This is a genomic window from Arcicella gelida, assembly GCF_034931025.1.
GTDB lineage: Bacteria > Bacteroidota > Bacteroidia > Cytophagales > Spirosomataceae > Arcicella > Arcicella gelida.
Genome location: NZ_JAYGIL010000006.1, coordinates 38901 through 56524 on the forward strand (window position 1 = coordinate 38901; position 17624 = coordinate 56524).

The following is a 17624-nucleotide window of genomic DNA, read 5'->3' on the forward strand; positions in this document are numbered from 1 at the left end:
GCTTTTTCAACAAATATTCAATCAAAAACCCGCAAAAAAACGCATGAGTGTTATTGAAAGTAAAATCTTGCTCAAGAAAGAAAGACAATTAGAGATTATCCATCAGATTAATCTTCATAATAAAATACTGTCATCCGATCTCAGTCTCATTTTGAATGTTTCTGAAGATACTATTCGCCGTGATTTGAACGAATTAGCACTGGAAAACAAAATCGTAAAAGTACATGGTGGTGCATTATCAAAATCATACAATGTTTCGGCTACACAAGCAGATACTTATGCTTATGATGAAAAAAAAGTAATTGCCACAAAAATGATTAAACTGATTAAAGATGGCATGACAATTCTGACCAGTGGCGGAACTACGATGCGTGCCATTGCGAATCAGCTCCCAAACAATTTACATGTTACTTTTTTTACGGTAAGTCCGTTAATTTCTTTGGAATTAGCCGAACACCCGAATGTTGAAGTGATATTTTTAGGCGGAAAAATTTCTAACATTTCTAAAATCAGCGTTGGTGGCGAAGTAGTCAGTAAAATCAATGACATCAAAGCCGATTTATGTGTGTTAGGAATTAATGGTTTCGACCAAGAAGGCATCAGCGATTCTGATTATGAAGTAGTACAAGTAAAAAAAGCGATGATTAAATCCTCCAGACAAGTGGTAGCCACCACGATTTCAGAAAAATTAAACTCTGATTTACGTTTAAGAGTATGTACTTTGAATGAAATTGATTATTTAATCACAGAGCTTTCGCCAGAAAATGAATTATTGAAACCCTACAAAGGTTTGGTGAAATACATTTTATAAAACCAAAAAGGTAAGCCTTGATGGAAAATAATTGATTAATTTTGTAGCCCATTCAAAGCTATGGATGAAAAGGAAGTCCAAAACGTTAATCAAACTCAAAAATGTCTGTCATTATTTCCAATATTTCTGAAAGTCTCCCAGCATTTCTGGCTGAAAACCAATACACCAAAATTCATGTAATTGTTGATGAAAAAACGCATCGTCATTGTTATCCAATCGTTAAACCCTTATTGCCAAAGCACCAAGTAACAAAAATTAAGTCGGGCGAAGCCAATAAAAATTTAAGTACTTGCGAAGCTATTTGGACAGGCTTGACGAATCAATCTTTAGACAGACATAGTTTGGTGATTAATATTGGTGGCGGAGTAATTGGCGATATGGGCGGATTTTGTGCAGCCACTTACAAACGTGGGATTGATTTTATTCAGATTCCAACCACTTTACTATCACAAGTAGATGCCAGTGTGGGCGGGAAATTAGGAATTGATTTTAATGGATTGAAAAACCATATTGGTGTTTTTAAAATTCCGAATACGGTACTTATCGACCCAGCTTTTTTACAAACTTTACCCAAAAGTGAATTGCGTTCTGGCTTCGGCGAAATCATCAAGCATTGTTTAATCAGAGATGCAGCCAAATGGGAAGAGATTCGTAAAATTGATTTTGAAGAGCAAAACTTTGCCGATTTAATTGCTCATTCTGTGGCAATTAAAGAAGAAGTTGTAGCTATCGACCCAACTGAAAAAGGTTTAAGAAAAATACTAAACTTTGGGCATACATTGGGTCATGCCATTGAAACGTTTTATCTGGGCAAACCAAAATTACATTTACTTCATGGTGAAGCTATTGCAGCTGGAATGATTTGCGAAGCTTACATTTCTTTCAAAAGAGAAATGATTGACCAAAAATCATTAGAAGTAATTGAAGAATTTATCTTTGCAGTCTATGGAAAAGCGACGATTAAAGAAACTGAAATTGAAGAAATAATCGCTTTGACAGCACAAGATAAAAAGAACAAAGGCAAAGAAATCAGATTTTCTTTATTAGAAGGAATCGGGAAATGTACTTATGACATTTCGGTTTCTGCCAGCGAAATGAAAGAATCCTTACTTTATTATATTGGTTAAAAAGAATAGGCTGTCTCGATGAGACAGCCTATTCTTTTTAACCTTAAAGTTCTATTATTTTTTAGGAGCTGCCCCTGCTGGAGTTGTAGCCGCTGGAGTTGCTGGTGCTGGAGTAAGCGGTTTTGGAGTAACACCCATTCTTTTTAACACTAAGTCAGAGATGTTTGCATCGTCTGGAGCATGTAAAACGATTGGAGTAGTTCCTTGTCCTGCATCGTAATTGAATACGAAGGCAAAACCATTTTCTTTCGCTACACCGTGCATGTTGTCTTCAATTTTCTTCAACAATGGTTGTAACAATTGAGCTTGTTTCTTTTGTAAAGAAGTAGATGAATTCTGACGGAATTCCTCAATGCTAGACTGCATACCTTGCAATTCTTTCTCTCTATCCGCTTTAATTACATCTGCCATTGTAGCAGCATTTTTCTCATAATCAGCTAATTTCGTTTGAAAATCTTTTACTTTTTGCTGATACATGTTGTCATATTGCGTTTTAGTAGTCGTCAATTCAGTTTCTACTTGTTTTGCTTCTGGCATTTGAGCTAAAATGTAATCTAAGCTGATGTAACCGATTTTTTGTTGTGCATTTACATTAGCTGTTGCTAAAGCAAAAATTGCAAATAAAGCAATTAAAAATTTGTTCTTCATTTTGTTTGTTATTCTGATTTGGTTAATTACTCTTTTTTGAAGTTGCTTACCGCTCCTTTTCTATTTGATTTACTTTTTGTTGTATTACTATTTTCTTTATTCTCTTCTGCCTGTTTAGCTTCCTCTTCTTGTTTTTCCTTGATTTGTTCAGGCGAAATTCCAAGCTCTTCCATTACGTAATCCGTGTAATCATGAGTAGGATTGGTATATAACATGGCTAAACCTTCCGAAGATTTATCAAAGAGAATGTCTAGTTTTTTCAGTCTAGCTACTTTTTCTACCGCTTTTGCTACTTCGTCCAAAACGGGTTTCATAATGTCTTGTTTTTTCTTAAACAACTCACCTTCAAAACCAAATATTTTGTTTTGTAGCTCTTTCGCTTCTTTCTCTTTTTCAGCAATTACTTTTAATCGCTGTACTTTCATTTCCTCTGTTAGAAGTACCTCTTCATATCTATAAGCTTTTTCTAATTTAGTAAGCTCATCGTTTTTAGCGGCTACTTCTTTTATCCATTTGCTTGTTAGTTTCTCAATTTCTTCCTGAGCATTTCTGTATTCAGGCAATTTAGAAGTAACATATTCGGTATCTATGTAACCAAACTTCTGGGCTTTTATACTAGCACAAAAACACAGGAATGGCAAAATTAGTAAAAATATCCGCTTTTTCATGGCTAAGGTGGTTAATTTAGTAAATGTATTTGATTAACGCCTTGAACAATATCTTATTGCTATTCTATGTCGATTAACAAAAGATTAACAATATTGAAAAACCAAGCCAATTTGATAATTGGCTTGGTTTTTCAATTCTTTATTAGCGTATTTGCTGACCGATTGAGAAAGTAAAGGCTTGTTGTCCAAAGCCGTTACTTGAAGTTTGTCCAGGAACTTTATCAAAAGCAAAACCATAGTCAATACCAATCATCCCGAAGGCTGGCATAAAAATTCTAGCACCAAAACCTGCCGACTTATATAATTTGAATGGATTGTATTCTGTATAATTAGCGAAGTTATTTCCACCTTCTGCAAAACCTAATAAGAAAATCGTTGCTGATGGGTTTAAAGAAACTGGATAACGAACTTCCATTACGAACTTGTTATAAGCAACCCCACCACTTGGTAAACTACCTTGCGAACCAAATACTCTGTCTTTATAACCACGAAGTGCAATGATGTCACGGCTAATAACATTATAACCTGTTTGCATACCAGAACCTCCAAGGTCAAAACGTTCGAAACGAGTAATGTCTTTATTCGAATTATATGAACCAAGGAAACCCATGTGCGTTCTCATGTGGAAGACCAATTTACTTGTAATTGGTGTAAACCATGAGGCATCAAACATCCATTTATGATATTCAATTAAGTTTTTATTATCACCTCCAAATAAAGAGTACGGTGGAGTTAACGAAGCCGTCAATGAGAAACTAGAACCTGAACGTGGGAACGTTGGGTTATCAATACTGTTTCTTGAAAAATTAGTTACAAATGAAACCGCTACCGAATTACCTTCTGGATAACCATAATATGGTAAGTTCTTCACATCAATTAATTGTAACGATAATGAATTACTTAATGAGAAATAATCATCAGGTACTTTCAAACGCTTTCCTAAACTGAATGCTAAAGTAGTACTGTTAAAGTGAGCATCATTCTGAGCGGCTGTAGCACTATCAGATGTTGAAGTATTTAAACCTAAACCTGTACCATAGCCATAACCATATCCATAACCGCCTCCATATAAACTACTTCCATAACCATTATTATAACCACTCAACTGGTTGTACTGTTGAATTTTGTATGGATATGAAATACTTCTACTCAATGAAATTGAGAATGAATTTGGTTTCTTTCCACCTAACCAAGGCTCTGTAAATGATAAAGAATAGTTTTGGAAAGAAGTACCATTCGCTTGAAAACGAACAGATAGTTTTTGTCCATCTCCCGAAGGCAATGGTTTCCAAGCACTTAAGTTACCGATATTTCTTGCAGAGAAGTTATTGAAAGTTACACCTAAAGTTCCAACAAAACCAATGTAACCACCCCAGCCACCTGAAAGCTCAATTTGATCTGAAGGTTTTTCTTCTACATTATATTCAATATCAACCGTTCCATCTGCTTTTGGAATTGGGTTCGGTGTAATTTTTTCAGGGTTGAAATAACCGATGGTTGATAATTCACGAACAGTACGAATAATAGCAGATTTACTAAATTTTTGTCCTGGTAAAGTTCTAATCTCACGCATTACAACGTGGTCAGAAGTTTTGGTATTCCCGTTTACAATTACTTTATTAATAGTTGCTTGTTTACCTTCAGTAATTCTGAAAGTTAAATCCATTGAATCTCCAGCAACTGCTGTTTCGATAGGTTCACACTGATAAAATAAATAACCATTATCCATATAAGCCGAACTAACATCTTCTCCTGGCTTACCATTCAAACGCTTTTCTAAATCTTCAACGTTATAAATATCTCCTTTTTTTACTCCTAATAATTCAGTCAGGACAGAATCTGGATAGATGTAGTTTCCTTCCCAATATACATTTCTGTAATGATATTGTTTTCCTTCATCTAATTTCAGGATAATTTTAACCGTTTTATCAGAATCCTTAAAAACTGAATCAGAAATCAATTGTGCATCTCTGTACCCTTTTTTATTGTAGAATTCTATCAATTTTAATTTATCTTCTTCAAACTTTTTAGGAACATATTTTGAAGAAGTAAAGATTTTATAAAATGCTTTTTGTTTCGTTCCTTTTAATTTACGACGAAGTACACTTTCTTTAATCTCAGTTCTACCAACAAACTCAATTTTTGAAATTTTTACTTTATCACCTTTTTTAATAGCTACTTTCATCGTTGCATTATTCCCACGAAGCGAATCGGTTTTTTCAGCAATTTTGATATTTACATTCAAATAGCCTTTATCTTGATAGAACTTTCTGATAGCTAACTCCACATTTTTCTTAACCGTTTCAGTAACGATTTTTCCTTTGTAGGTTTTAATTTTATCGCTTAATGTTTCCTGCTCTCCTTTTTTAATACCTGTATATTCTAATTTATACAATCTAGGACGCTCTTTGATGACAATATTTAACCAAATTTTTTCTCCCTCAATTTTGGTAGCTTCTACTTGTACTTCTTCCAAAATCCCTTGACTCATCAGTTTCTTAATGGCAGACGTAGCAGCATCTCCAGGCACTTTGATTCTATCTCCTACTCTTAACCCAGAAAGAGAAATCATTGAATTACCATCGTAGAATTTAGAGCCAGTAGTAGTAATTTCAGCAATTTCATATTCTTTAGGTTCAGCATAGTTCATTTCAATTGCTTTTTCGGCAATTGGCGAACGTGCCCCCATTGCTCCACGCAATTGGGCTTGTGAAAGAAAAGAAATGAATAAGCATGAAAGTAATAATGTATATTTTTTCATTTTGCGAATAGTTCTCATTTCAGATGAGAAAGAAAACATTTGTATTTTAAGCATTTACTGGGTTTTTAATTTGCTCTGAGGTTTTCCCAAATCTACGTTCACGTTCTTGGTAATCAAGGATTGCCTCAAAAAGGTGTTCACGTCTGAAGTCTGGCCAGAACAATTCTTCAAAAATATACAATTCAGAATAAGCTAATTGCCAAAGCAAGAAATTACTAATACGGTGGTCGCCTCCTGTACGAATCATCAAATCAGGATTTGGAATTCCTTTGGTATCTAATGATTGTTCGAAAAGTTGCTCATCAATATCTTCTACAGCCAACTCTCCATTTTTTACTTGTTCGGCTAGTTTTTTGGCAGTTTTAACGATGTCCCACTTTCCACTATAACTTAGCGCTAAAATTACAGTGATACCTGTATTATTTTTAGTTTCTTCAATGGCATTTCTAAGTACTTTTTGTGAACTTTCTGGTAATGTATCGATAGCACCTATGGTATCTAGTCTTACATTATTTTTCTTCATATCTTCAAGTTCATCTTTGAGTGCACTGATTAAAAGCATCATCAAAGCATCAACTTCAGCCTTTGGGCGATTCCAGTTTTCAGTTGAAAAAGCATAAAGTGTTAAATATTTCACACCTAAATCTGCACTACCTTCAATGGCTTCTTTTACTGCTTTTAAAGCATTTCTATGTCCGAAAATTCTGTCAACGAAGCCTTGCTGTTTTGCCCAACGTCCGTTTCCGTCCATGATAACGGCAATATGTTTTGGTAGATTGTTAGGGTCTAATTGTTCTTTCACCGATTTAACACTTTTTAACACATAAAACTTATAATAATAGGCTTCCAAATACGCAATAAGCAGGTTTGAAGCCCTTTATTCCTAGTATGATGGGTAACTCTTGTAGCTTTTGAAACTTGGATAATAAGTCAAAAAATAGACTAGGAGTACTTTTTGGGAATAATATGACAAATTTAACGAATTCCCTATCCTATTCAAAATCAAGGAAGCCCTTATTGCTGGCAAGTATGATATTAAAAGGGCATAAAAACAGTATTGAACATAAATAATGTAAAGCTTTTCAGCTTTTATTCATTACGTTCAATACTTCAAAACACGAAAATTTCTTATTTAAGGACAATATACTTTGATGAATTTGTAGGTTAAAGACAGTGAAGTATAATAATACATATCACCACGACTGTAGTCATTTTGTTGGTTTTTAGGTAAGGCTGGGTTGTCGCCGCCTAAATTATCTAAATAATCTGTGAAGGTTTTTCTAGCCCCAAATTCGAGGTTAATATCCCAAGGACCTGTCACATTATATTTTATGCCAATTCCAAAAGGAATCACAACTTGTAAAGTTTTATAATTTGTTACTGGTGTATCTCTAGGAGAGAATTTCATCAAACCTAATCCACCAAAAACATAAGGACTCCAATCTTTGTGATAACGATTGTACTTATAGTCGAAAAAATTATACTCAGTAATCAAGTTTAATTCATTAATTGACGTTTTAAAAGTCTGCCCTCTTAATTGATTGAAAGAATCGTTTACTTTACTATCGTCTCCATAAATTGAACCTAAAACAATACTTGACCTGAAACTAACAATTTTGTTGGGATTGTATCTAAAAAGCAAATTTCCACCCAAACGAGCTAACGCTGGGTTAAAGTCTGGAGAAATATCTCCTTTATAATTCATTACTCCTAAACCACCTCCTATTTCTATTTTTTGTGCGAAAGTATTTACACTTAATAAGCTAAATACTAAAAGGAGAAACTTTTTTGATAATGTCATAATTAATAAAAAAGTCAGGTGAAAAACACCTGACCGTTCATGAATGTTATTCCAGACTGATTAACGAGTAACTGGACATTTAATTTTATTAGGAATATGATAAATCAACTTCACAGTTGTTAACATATAAGCATCATTATATTTTGGATTTCCACGTAAATCAGCTTTGTCTGAAAAACCTGGAATAGAAGTTAAAGTAAAAGGGTCGAATGGTGCGGATGCATTATAAATGTTTATGTCTGTTAAATAATTAATTACTCCTTGTGTACGATCATTTCCAGAACGAGCCGCAACTCTTTCCAATGATCTATTTCCCATTGAAGCCGCTAGTGGGCTTTGAGCTGATAAATCAGCAGGATCTGCAAAATTACCACTTACATCATCCAAATAATCTGTCAAAGTATAACGATAACTCATTTCTATTCCTAAATCCCAATGTTTATTCAGTTTATACTTTACGCCAACACCTAGTGGAAAAGAAACGCTAATAAGTGAATAAGGATTATTAGCATAACCCGGAAGTCCTTGTCCCTCCGTATTTAAAGGTTGTAAGCGAACCCAATCATTTCCATATAAAGAAGCATCGGGTTTAGCCATTGGGTCGTGGGCAAAAACAGCAACACCACCAAAAATATAAGGAATAATATTAGCTCTACGTAAATAACTGCGGCTTGTACGTACTAAATCGTATTGTCCAACAATTGAAAGCTCTTTAATATCATTTCTGAAATGCAGGTTTCTTATAAAGTTGCCTTCATAACCTTTTACTCCTTCAAGATAATTATCATCACCAGAAATTCTAGCATAAGTAAGCCCAAAACGAAGCGCAAAAGTTGGTGAAAACTGACGAGTAAAATTGAAGTTAACATTCCAACGCATTCCATTTACTGTAGATTGTAAAAATCTGTTGTAAGGAGAAATATCACCATAATAACTTGAAGTACCAACGCCTAAACTAACTGTAGAATTTGGTTCGAACAATCTATTTTTGCGTGGTTTATCTTTGCCCCCGAAAAGATTTGAAAATCTAAATTGTGCCACAGAATCTTGTGTATTCAAGGCACAAATTAGCAGTATCAGAAGTATTGAAGAATATTTTTTCATATTTGTCTGGTAATGGATGGAATCTATGTGGTTATTCTATTTCAATTGAATCAACAAACAATTTGTTAACGTAAAACCATTAAGTTTGTTATGAGCTTCATTTAAATTTTACAACGAAAATAATATATTAAGATGGATTCGTCTTGCTTAATTTTAATTTAAATGATTAATTCCTCGTATCAAATCCCCAATTGAGTTTACTTCTTAAAGTATTCAAGAAATTACTATCACTCAGTTTGATAATGTTCGCTTTAAAAGCTTCTCTTTTCATCCTGATTTTCACATTGCTATCAATTACTTTTGAACGGGCATCCAAAGAAATCAAACAACTGTTGCTTCTACTTTCTACCTCAAAATCCAGAATTACATCGGTTGAAACTACCAAAGGACGTACATTTAAGTTATGAGGACTCATCGGTGAAATTACAAAAATATCTGAACTTGGCATTACCAAAGGACCACCAACACTAAGATTATAGCCCGTAGAACCTGTTGCAGTGGCAATAATCAGTCCGTCAGCCCAATAAGTATTCAGAAACTCGCCATTCAAATATGCTTTTAACATAATCATCGAAGAAGTATCGGTTTTCATAATTCCTAGTTCATTCAAACCAAAATTCATTCCATTAAATACATCTATTGGTTCATTATTTAAGCGAGTTTCAACACTAACTAAAGTTCGTGGGTCTAAGGTATAGTGGTGTGCAAAAATTTCTTCCAGACTTTCATTGATCTTGTCTGGTGAAACTGTCGCTAAAAAACCTAATCGACCAGTATTTATTCCTAGTATTGGCGTTTCACGCTTGGTTACATGCGTAACTGTATCAAGCAAAGTTCCATCTCCGCCTAAACTTAATACGATATTGGCATCAAATAAATCTTCTTGAGAAGTATAAAATTGCGTTGCATGGTGGTTTACTCCAATCTCAGTCAAAAATTGCTGATAGATTTCGGAAATTTGGATTTCGACTCCTTTCTGAGCCAAAAAATCAAACATTAGTTGAACAAAAGGTCTGATTTCATCCTTAAAATTTCGCCCGTTAATGGCTATTTTCATCTTGTATAATCTGTGTTGATTGGAAGCTTATTTTCTAAATTTAAGAAAAAAGCCTGATTTTCTATCTGAAAAACAAAAGAAGAAAGAAGAAAGTGAATTCCCAAACTTTTGGGAATTGAATATTAGATTTGTTAATAGTTTTCGAACAATTTACTAATTTTTCACTTTTTGCAATTAAAAAAAGTTTTAACAAGTGCTTAAAAACAAAAAACTCTTGAGAAAACCTCAAGAGTCTTAAATATTATAAATTCAAATATTTCATCAGCATATCGTATCGTTCTTTATCGGGTGAAGTAATTTCTTCAAAATTATATGCACCGACGATATCATATTCAAAACGTTCGAGTGTTGCGATTACTCTTGAAATATCTTGTTGATTTAATTTCAAGGTTAAAATATCTTTTGAGTCTTCTAATCCAGAACCACTCGTATAATATGAACTGATAATTTTAACATTATTAGATTCGATTAAACGACTAATTTCTGAAAGTGAATAACTTCTATTCTCAACTGCAATTTCTAAAACGGCTCCAATTTCTTGTGAACCCAAGTTTTTAGAAAACTGATTTAATAACTCTTGAACACTGATTGTTCCTACAAAATTTTGCTCTTCGTCAAGCACAACTACTGCTTGTAAATCGTATTGTTGAACAATTTTTAGGATTTCAAAAAGATGTTGATTTATATTGACAAAAGCGTCTTCAAATTCAGGTTGTAATGCCAAAAGTGGTAAATCTTCATCGGCATCAAGCAAAATATCATGGCTAATTAAACCTTGATATTCTTGTTCATGAATCAATGGCAACTGTCCTATTCTATATTCTTCCATCCAGTTTAACGCCTCACCTACAGTATCTGTAGATTTTAGCACTGGTAACATTGGATTTATAAAGTCTTTTGCGTGCATATTCTGTTGATGAAATTTATATAATTAAGCTAATATACTTGATTATAGATAAATTCCAAATTTTAAGTTGATTATACCAACTCAACTACACGAATAGGAGTTTTTTCGAGCCAACCATCCAAAATTTCGTTAAATCTTTCTGGACATTCCATCATCGGTGCATGACTACACTTATCAATAAAATATAACTCAGAATTTTCAATTAAACGATTGAATTCATGACCTACTTGTGGCGGCGTTATGGTGTCGTTCAATCCCCAAACCAATAGCGTTGGTACTTTGATTTTAACAACATCTTTAGCCATATTGTTCCGCTGTGCTGACTTTGCTATCGAGATAATTCTAATTACTTTAGAAGCACTATTTGTAATTTCAAATACTTCGTCAATCAATGCTTTTGTAGCCGTTTCTGGACGATAGAAAGTATATTCTACTCTTTCTTTGATGTATTGATAATTTCCACGTTTTGGATACGAACCGCCCATTCCATCTTCAAAAAGACCTGAACTTCCAGTTAACACCAATCTTTTAACTTTCGAAGGATTTCTCAATGTGTAAATCAATGAAACGTGTCCGCCCAAAGAATTTCCTAAAAGTGTTAATTCATCAAAGCCTTTCCAATTTACGAAACCTTCAATGAATTCAGTTAATCCTTCACACCCAGCTTTTGCTATTGGCATTTCGTAAATTGGCATCATCGGAATAATTACTCGATATTTACCTTTGAAGCCCTCAATTACTCCTTCCCAGTTACTTAATGCACCGAAAAGCCCGTGAAGTAAAAAAAGAATTTCGCCTTCTCCTTCGTCGATGTACTTGTAACCATTTTCTTCGTGAATTTGATAGTTCATATCTTAGTAATATTAAAAATTTGATGATGATTTCACTTTTCAGCCCAATCAAAATACTTGTATGTGGATAATTTAACCCTTAAAGCAATCTAAATAAAATACAATTTTCCTCAAAATTTTAATAATCTATCAAATAGTTTATCGGTTTAATTCAATTTTATTTAGATTTTAAATGTGATGCAAAATAATAAAAAATCTCTGAAAAGTATATTATTTGTATGTTATTAGTTTTAACAAATTAGATTAAGATAAATTCATTTTAAAGCAAAAAAATACATAAACAACTAAATATCAACATATTAAATATTAAAATAGAAAATCAAATTCTTGTAATTCTTTAGATGAATGTAAATATAAAAAACTGATCAGATGTAATTTGTCTGATGAATGACATATTTTTAAATATTAGAATATTTATATTTTCCTTCATTTTGTCATAATGGTTTTATATAATTTTCAAGAAAGTCAAAACTCTTTACGAAATAGCTAGTTATTTTTAATAAATAAGTGGAAATAGTCAACATGATACGAATCCTATAAACATACTAGATTTTATATAAAATTGAGACAAAAAATAAATTCTATCATTATTAAATTAATACAGAAATGATTATCATCATCGGAGCTGGCATAGCTGGATTGACTTGTGCCAAATACTTAAGAGACAGAGGAATTGAATCTTTGATTTTGGAAGCTAGTGACACAATCGGCGGAAGAGTAAAAACTGACAAGCAAGATGGTTTTTTACTTGATAGAGGCTTTCAGATTCTATTGACAGCTTATCCAGAAGCACAAAAATTGCTGAATTACGGGCAATTAAACCTCCAATCTTTCAAATCTGGTGCGTTGATTCGTGATAATGAACAAAATAAATTCACGAAAATGCTTAATCCGATACAAGAACCGACGGCTTTGTTTTCAACGCTTTTTTCAAATGTTGGGACATTTGCCGACAAGCTCAGAGTACTTCGTTTGATTATCGAAACCCAAAATACCCAAGAAGAAATTTTTGAAAACAAGTATCAATCAACCTTGCAATATCTTCAAAATTATGGAGTTTCAGATAAAATGATTTTGCAGTTCTTCAAGCCTTTTTTTGGTGGAGTATTTCTTGAAGATGAGTTAAATACTTCTGCCAATTTTTTCAAATTTATTTTTGGAAAATTCTATGAAGGCGATGCCGTAATTCCAGCCAATGGGATGCAAGAAATTCCTTTACAAATTGCAAGTTATTTACTGAAAGATGCAATTCGTTTCAATACAAAAGTTACCAAAATTGAAGGAAACAGAGTTTATTTAGAAAATGGAGAAAAACTATATGGTGAAAAAATCGTTTTAGCAACAGATGGTTTAACTGCTGAAAAGCTTTTAGGGAAAGCTCAAAATCTGTCATTCAACAAAACTACTTGTACTTATTTTTCAGCAAGTAAATCTCCCCTTACAGAAAAACTTTTAGTACTCAATCCAGATAGAAAAGCTAAAATCCATAATTTGTGCGTACCGAGTGATATTGCTCCTAATTATGCACCAACTGGTAAATCTCTAATTGCTGTTTCGACACAAGGAAACGTTGTAGAAGATGAGAAAACCTTGACCGAAGATATTAAAAAGGAATTAATTACTTGGTTTGGTATAGAAGCATCCACTTGGCAACATTTAAAAACCTATCATATTCCACAGGCTTTACCAAGTTTAAATCAGAAAAATAAGGAAATATTTCCATTGAAAATCAGTGACATACTCTATCAATGTGGCGATTATACTGCTTATCCATCTTTAAATGCAGCGATGTTGACCGGTAGAAAAGTTGCTGAAATTTTATAAATTTACGTCTCTTGAAACTGCGAATTATCTAGCAGTTTTAAGAGATTTTTCTACAATAAATTCAGCTACCTTTAAACCTGATAAAAATGCACCTTCAACATTTCCAATACCAAAGCCGTCGCCTGCCATAAAAATAGCTTTGTCATCAAATTGATAAAAACTTGTAGGATAACGACTTGATGCCAAACTGTATCGCCAACGATGTACTTGAAAAGTTTCGATGGATGATTTTGGAATAAATTCTTCTACAGATTCAAGCATTTTTTGAGCAATTCCGTTTAAATCTCCTTCTAAATTCTCCGTACTAAAATCAGCCGAAGCATGAAGAGTAACGCAAGGTTTGTCCGATATTCCTTTCTGGAAATTATCAGCAATCCAAGCTACAGGTTGATTTTCCAGCATTATTCCGCCACTTGGGATTTCTGTTACTTGATTTAAAACAGTCATTACAGCGATACAAGGCTCATATTTAATACCATTCAAGGCAGATTCATCTTTAGCAGAAATAAGCATTGATGATTGCTTTAATAATTCTTGAATTTGTGGAACAGGCTGTGTTAGAATTAATTGGTCGAAAAAGTATTCATTTCCACTTTCTGTGAGAAGCTTGTTATTAACAATTTCACTTACTTTTTCATTGAGAATCACATTGATATTTTCCGCCATTTTCTTTGGAATTGTTTTCATTCCTTTACTTCCAAAATAACGGATATTTGTTCGTTGTGCTAATTGCCATGTTGAAACAACATTTTCGGTAAGCAATTGGTTAATTAAACTTTGAAAATCATCTGATTGTACAGAAAAATATTGTGCTCCATGATCTGCTTGGCAATCGCCAATTTTTCGAGTAGCCATTCTTCCTCCTACTCCTCTGCCTTTATCAACAACAGTTACTTCATGATATTTTGCTAAAATTCTAGCGGCTGAAAGTCCCGCCATTCCTGCACCAACAATAAGTATTTTCAACGTTTTTATAATTTGATTCTATTAGTGAACTTCAAAAAAAGCTTTATGTTTTAAAATTTACAGAATAATCAGCTGTTAACTAAAAACAAGCCTAAAGACATAATTAGAGGCAATTTAGCTTGTCAATTTTCATGACCATTATCAGAATAATTAAAAAAAAGATAAAAATCATCCTTAAAATTAATAATTTCCATTTTTTAGGAAAAAAAGTTTTGTAATTTTGATTTACCATTTTAAAACCCAAACAATGAACAAAAACATTCTACTGATATTATCGTGCATTACTTTATTATTCAGTTGTAAAAAAGATGACGGTAGTTGGAAACAAGCCGCTGAAAATCCTGAGTTCCTAAGAAAAACACAGTTACAAGTTACTGAATCAATCATTCATGATATTTTTGCCCCACCAGTTTCAAGTCGTATTTATAGCTATGCTTCATTGGCGGCTTATGAAGCGCTTGTTCCTGCAAACAAAGGGTTAAAATCAATGGTTGGACAATTCAATGGTTTTGAAAAAGTTTATCAACCAGATTCAAGTAAACAATATTGCTACCCATTGGCGGCTACTAGAGCATTTTTAACCATTGGCAAAAACCTTACTTTTGCCCAAGATGTTTATGTAGATTTCGAGAAAAAACTTTGGGAAGAATACAAAGCAACTGGAATGCCTGAAGAGGTTTTTGACAATTCAATTGCTTTTGGTGATTCTGTAGCGGCTTCTATCATGAATTATTCTAAAAAGGATAATTACAAACAAACTCGTGGTTTCCGTTTTACGGTAACTAATAAAGTAGGAACTTGGGTGCCAACGCCTCCTGCTTATATGGATGCTGTTGAACCAAATTGGCAAAAAATTCGCTCTTACACCTTAGATTCTTCTGCTCAATTTCCTCCGCCAGCACCTTCAAAATTTGATTTAACAAAAGGAAGTGCTTACTATAATGAAGTAATGGATTGCTATTATACTGTTAAAAACCTAACGGACGAACAAAGAGCTATTTGTAATTTCTGGGATTGTAATCCTTTCAAAATGAATATTACAGGGCACGCTATGTTTGCTACCAAGAAAGTATCTCCTGGTGGACACTGGATGGGAATTGTTTCGCAAGTAAGCCGTAACACAAATGCTGATATTTACAAAACAGCTCAGGCTTATTTAATGACTTCAGTGGCAGTTTTTGATGGATTTATTTCTTGTTGGACAGAAAAATATCGTTCAGTTCGTATTCGTCCAGAAAGTGTTATCAATGCAAATATTGATAAAGATTGGCAGCCAGTACTACAAACGCCACCTTTCCCAGAATATACTTCTGGACATTCTGTAATTTCTGGAGCTGCGTCGGTGGCATTATCATCAATTCTAGGAGATAATATTGCTTTTGCAGATTCTACAGAAATTCCTTACGGTTTACCTGTACGTAAATTTACCTCTTTCAAACAAGCAGCCGACGAAGCTTCTATCAGCCGTTTATATGGCGGTATTCATTTCCGTCCAGCTTTAGACAACGGTTTAGTACAAGGTAGAAAAGTAGGAAATTGGATTGTTGGGAAAATAAAAACTAAATAATCAGAATCCTTTCCAAGCGTTTTTAAACATTGAAATCTATAAGCAAGAAGCCAAACTTTCGTCAGTTTGGCTTTTTTGTGTAATTTCACTTTATGAAAGTCCCCCAAACATTAATTAATTCATTGCAAAACATTCAAGGTTTTAATGAAAGTACCTTTATTAAAGCCCATGAAAATGAAGTTTCTCCTACTTCTATCCGTATAAATCCATTTAAAAATTCTGATTTTTTTATTGATGAAGCTCCCGTAATTTGGTCTAATTATGGAAAATATCTATCCTCTCGAAGCGACTTTTCATTGAATCCACTTTATCATGCAGGTACTTTTTTTGTTCAAGAAGCAAGTTCAATGTACTTAGAACAAATTTTGAAAAACACAGTCGATTTATCTCAAGATTTAAAAGTACTTGATTTATGTGCAGCACCTGGTGGAACTAGCACATTAATTGCCAGTTTACTAACACCAGATTCTTTATTAATCAGTAATGATGTTATTCAAACTAGAAGTAATCATCTGAGTGATAATCTGACAAAATGGGGTACAATGAACGCCATTGTGACTAATAATGACCCAAAAGATTTCATGCGACTTTTTGGTTTCTTTGACGTATTAGTGATTGATGCACCAAGTTCGAGTTCAGGTTTGTTTAGAAAAGACCCCAATATTTTAAAAGAATGGTCGGTCGCTAATGTTAGCACTTGGGCGTTGAAACAAAAGAAAATAATTAGTGATGCTTGGTCTAGCTTAAAACAAGGTGGAATTCTAATTTATTCAACTTCATCATATTCTAAAGAAGAAAATGAAGATATTGTAGATTGGATAGAAACTACTTTTAATGCTGAACATTTGACAGCAAAAAATACCGACTTGCTTGGAGGAGCAATAATTTCCGAAGGTTCGTATAGACTTTTTCCTGACCAAGTAAAAGGTGAAGGTTTTTTTATCACAGCTTTCAAAAAAAAATCTTCTGAAAAAGAAGTATTTATTCGTTCTGGAAAACCCATCAAAAATAATAATCGTAGAACTGAACGGGAAATTTTCAGAAATTGGATAGAAGACATCGATACTCATACTTGGTTTGAAAAAAATGGAGATTATTTTTTAATCAATCCAACACACGAACATGCAATCAATTTAATTCAGTTTAATTTTAATCTTAGGAAAGTAGGCACAAAAATCGGAAAACTGTCTAATAAAGATTTAATTCCTGACCATGAGCTTGCTATGAGCATATTTTTATCCCAAAAAACAAACAAAGTTGAACTAAGTCCAGAAGAAGCAAACAAGTACTTAAGAAGAGAGGAATTTGTTTTGGAAGAAGTGATAAAAGGCTGGTCTTTAATGACTTTTAAAGACTTTGGACTAGGTTGGGCGAAAATTCTTCCTAATAGAATCAACAATTATTACCCAAAAGAGCTGAGAATTTCGAGTAAAGAAGCTTAATCTTCCTAAAAAAGCGACAAGGATTCTGTGAAAAGATGATTATTGAGCTTTGTTTGTAAGTATTTTACTTATTTTTGTAGCAAATTCTTT

General features: G+C 33.3%; 15 protein-coding genes. 5 read left to right on the forward strand and 10 right to left on the reverse strand.

Annotated features, from left to right (window positions below):
• The first annotated feature begins 43 nt into the window (after nt 1-43).
• Nucleotides 44-811, forward strand: a complete 768-nt coding sequence (locus tag VB776_RS06360; RefSeq protein WP_323327153.1) for a DeoR/GlpR family DNA-binding transcription regulator — start codon at nt 44-46, stop codon at nt 809-811.
• A gap of 101 nt (nt 812-912) precedes the next feature.
• The gene (gene aroB, locus VB776_RS06365) at nt 913-1938 is read left to right on the forward strand and encodes a 3-dehydroquinate synthase (protein WP_323327155.1); all 1026 of its coding nucleotides are present in this window, start codon (nt 913-915) and stop codon (nt 1936-1938) included.
• Nucleotides 1939-1992: 54 nt separating this feature from the next.
• Here aroB and VB776_RS06370 read toward each other — a convergent pair whose 3' ends face one another.
• The 9 genes from VB776_RS06370 to VB776_RS06410 all read right to left on the reverse strand — a co-directional run bounded on the left by VB776_RS06370 (nt 1993) and on the right by VB776_RS06410 (nt 11735).
• Nucleotides 1993-2586: an OmpH family outer membrane protein gene (locus VB776_RS06370; RefSeq protein WP_323327158.1), complete on the reverse strand. Its 594-nt coding sequence runs from the start codon at nt 2584-2586 to the stop codon at nt 1993-1995.
• A gap of 26 nt (nt 2587-2612) precedes the next feature.
• Complete coding sequence (locus VB776_RS06375) at nt 2613-3254, reverse strand: OmpH family outer membrane protein (protein ID WP_323327160.1); 642 nt, start codon at nt 3252-3254, stop codon at nt 2613-2615.
• Nucleotides 3255-3396: 142 nt separating this feature from the next.
• A complete protein-coding gene (bamA, locus tag VB776_RS06380; RefSeq protein ID WP_323327162.1) occupies nt 3397-6015 on the reverse strand; it encodes an outer membrane protein assembly factor BamA in 2619 nt (872 codons plus the stop codon).
• A 46-nt stretch (nt 6016-6061) separates the two neighbouring features.
• Nucleotides 6062-6838 (reverse strand): isoprenyl transferase, encoded by a 777-nt coding sequence (locus VB776_RS06385; protein ID WP_323327164.1) that lies wholly within the window; start codon nt 6836-6838, stop codon nt 6062-6064.
• A gap of 309 nt (nt 6839-7147) precedes the next feature.
• A complete protein-coding gene (gene porG / locus VB776_RS06390; protein ID WP_323327166.1) occupies nt 7148-7816 on the reverse strand; it encodes a type IX secretion system protein PorG in 669 nt (222 codons plus the stop codon).
• Nucleotides 7817-7876: 60 nt separating this feature from the next.
• Nucleotides 7877-8920: a DUF6089 family protein gene (locus VB776_RS06395; RefSeq protein ID WP_323327168.1), complete on the reverse strand. Its 1044-nt coding sequence runs from the start codon at nt 8918-8920 to the stop codon at nt 7877-7879.
• 166 nt (nt 8921-9086) lie between these two features.
• Nucleotides 9087-9977 carry an NAD kinase gene (locus VB776_RS06400; RefSeq protein WP_323327170.1) on the reverse strand — a complete coding sequence of 297 codons (891 nt, stop codon included), beginning with the start codon at nt 9975-9977 and terminating at the stop codon, nt 9087-9089.
• A gap of 241 nt (nt 9978-10218) precedes the next feature.
• The gene (locus VB776_RS06405) at nt 10219-10884 is read right to left on the reverse strand and encodes a CBS domain-containing protein (RefSeq protein ID WP_323327173.1); all 666 of its coding nucleotides are present in this window, start codon (nt 10882-10884) and stop codon (nt 10219-10221) included.
• Between the two features lie 71 nt (nt 10885-10955).
• Nucleotides 10956-11735, reverse strand: a complete 780-nt coding sequence (locus VB776_RS06410) for an alpha/beta fold hydrolase (RefSeq protein ID WP_323327175.1) — start codon at nt 11733-11735, stop codon at nt 10956-10958.
• Nucleotides 11736-12341: 606 nt separating this feature from the next.
• Between VB776_RS06410 and VB776_RS06415 the strand changes: the two genes are divergently transcribed.
• Nucleotides 12342-13559: an NAD(P)/FAD-dependent oxidoreductase gene (locus VB776_RS06415; protein WP_323327177.1), complete on the forward strand. Its 1218-nt coding sequence runs from the start codon at nt 12342-12344 to the stop codon at nt 13557-13559.
• A 24-nt stretch (nt 13560-13583) separates the two neighbouring features.
• Here VB776_RS06415 and VB776_RS06420 read toward each other — a convergent pair whose 3' ends face one another.
• Nucleotides 13584-14525: an NAD(P)/FAD-dependent oxidoreductase gene (locus VB776_RS06420; RefSeq protein WP_323327180.1), complete on the reverse strand. Its 942-nt coding sequence runs from the start codon at nt 14523-14525 to the stop codon at nt 13584-13586.
• 247 nt (nt 14526-14772) lie between these two features.
• Between VB776_RS06420 and VB776_RS06425 the strand changes: the two genes are divergently transcribed.
• Nucleotides 14773-16092 (forward strand): vanadium-dependent haloperoxidase, encoded by a 1320-nt coding sequence (locus VB776_RS06425; protein WP_323327182.1) that lies wholly within the window; start codon nt 14773-14775, stop codon nt 16090-16092.
• A gap of 92 nt (nt 16093-16184) precedes the next feature.
• Nucleotides 16185-17534 carry a methyltransferase RsmF C-terminal domain-like protein gene (locus tag VB776_RS06430; RefSeq protein WP_323327184.1) on the forward strand — a complete coding sequence of 450 codons (1350 nt, stop codon included), beginning with the start codon at nt 16185-16187 and terminating at the stop codon, nt 17532-17534.
• Nucleotides 17535-17624: the final 90 nt, after the last annotated feature.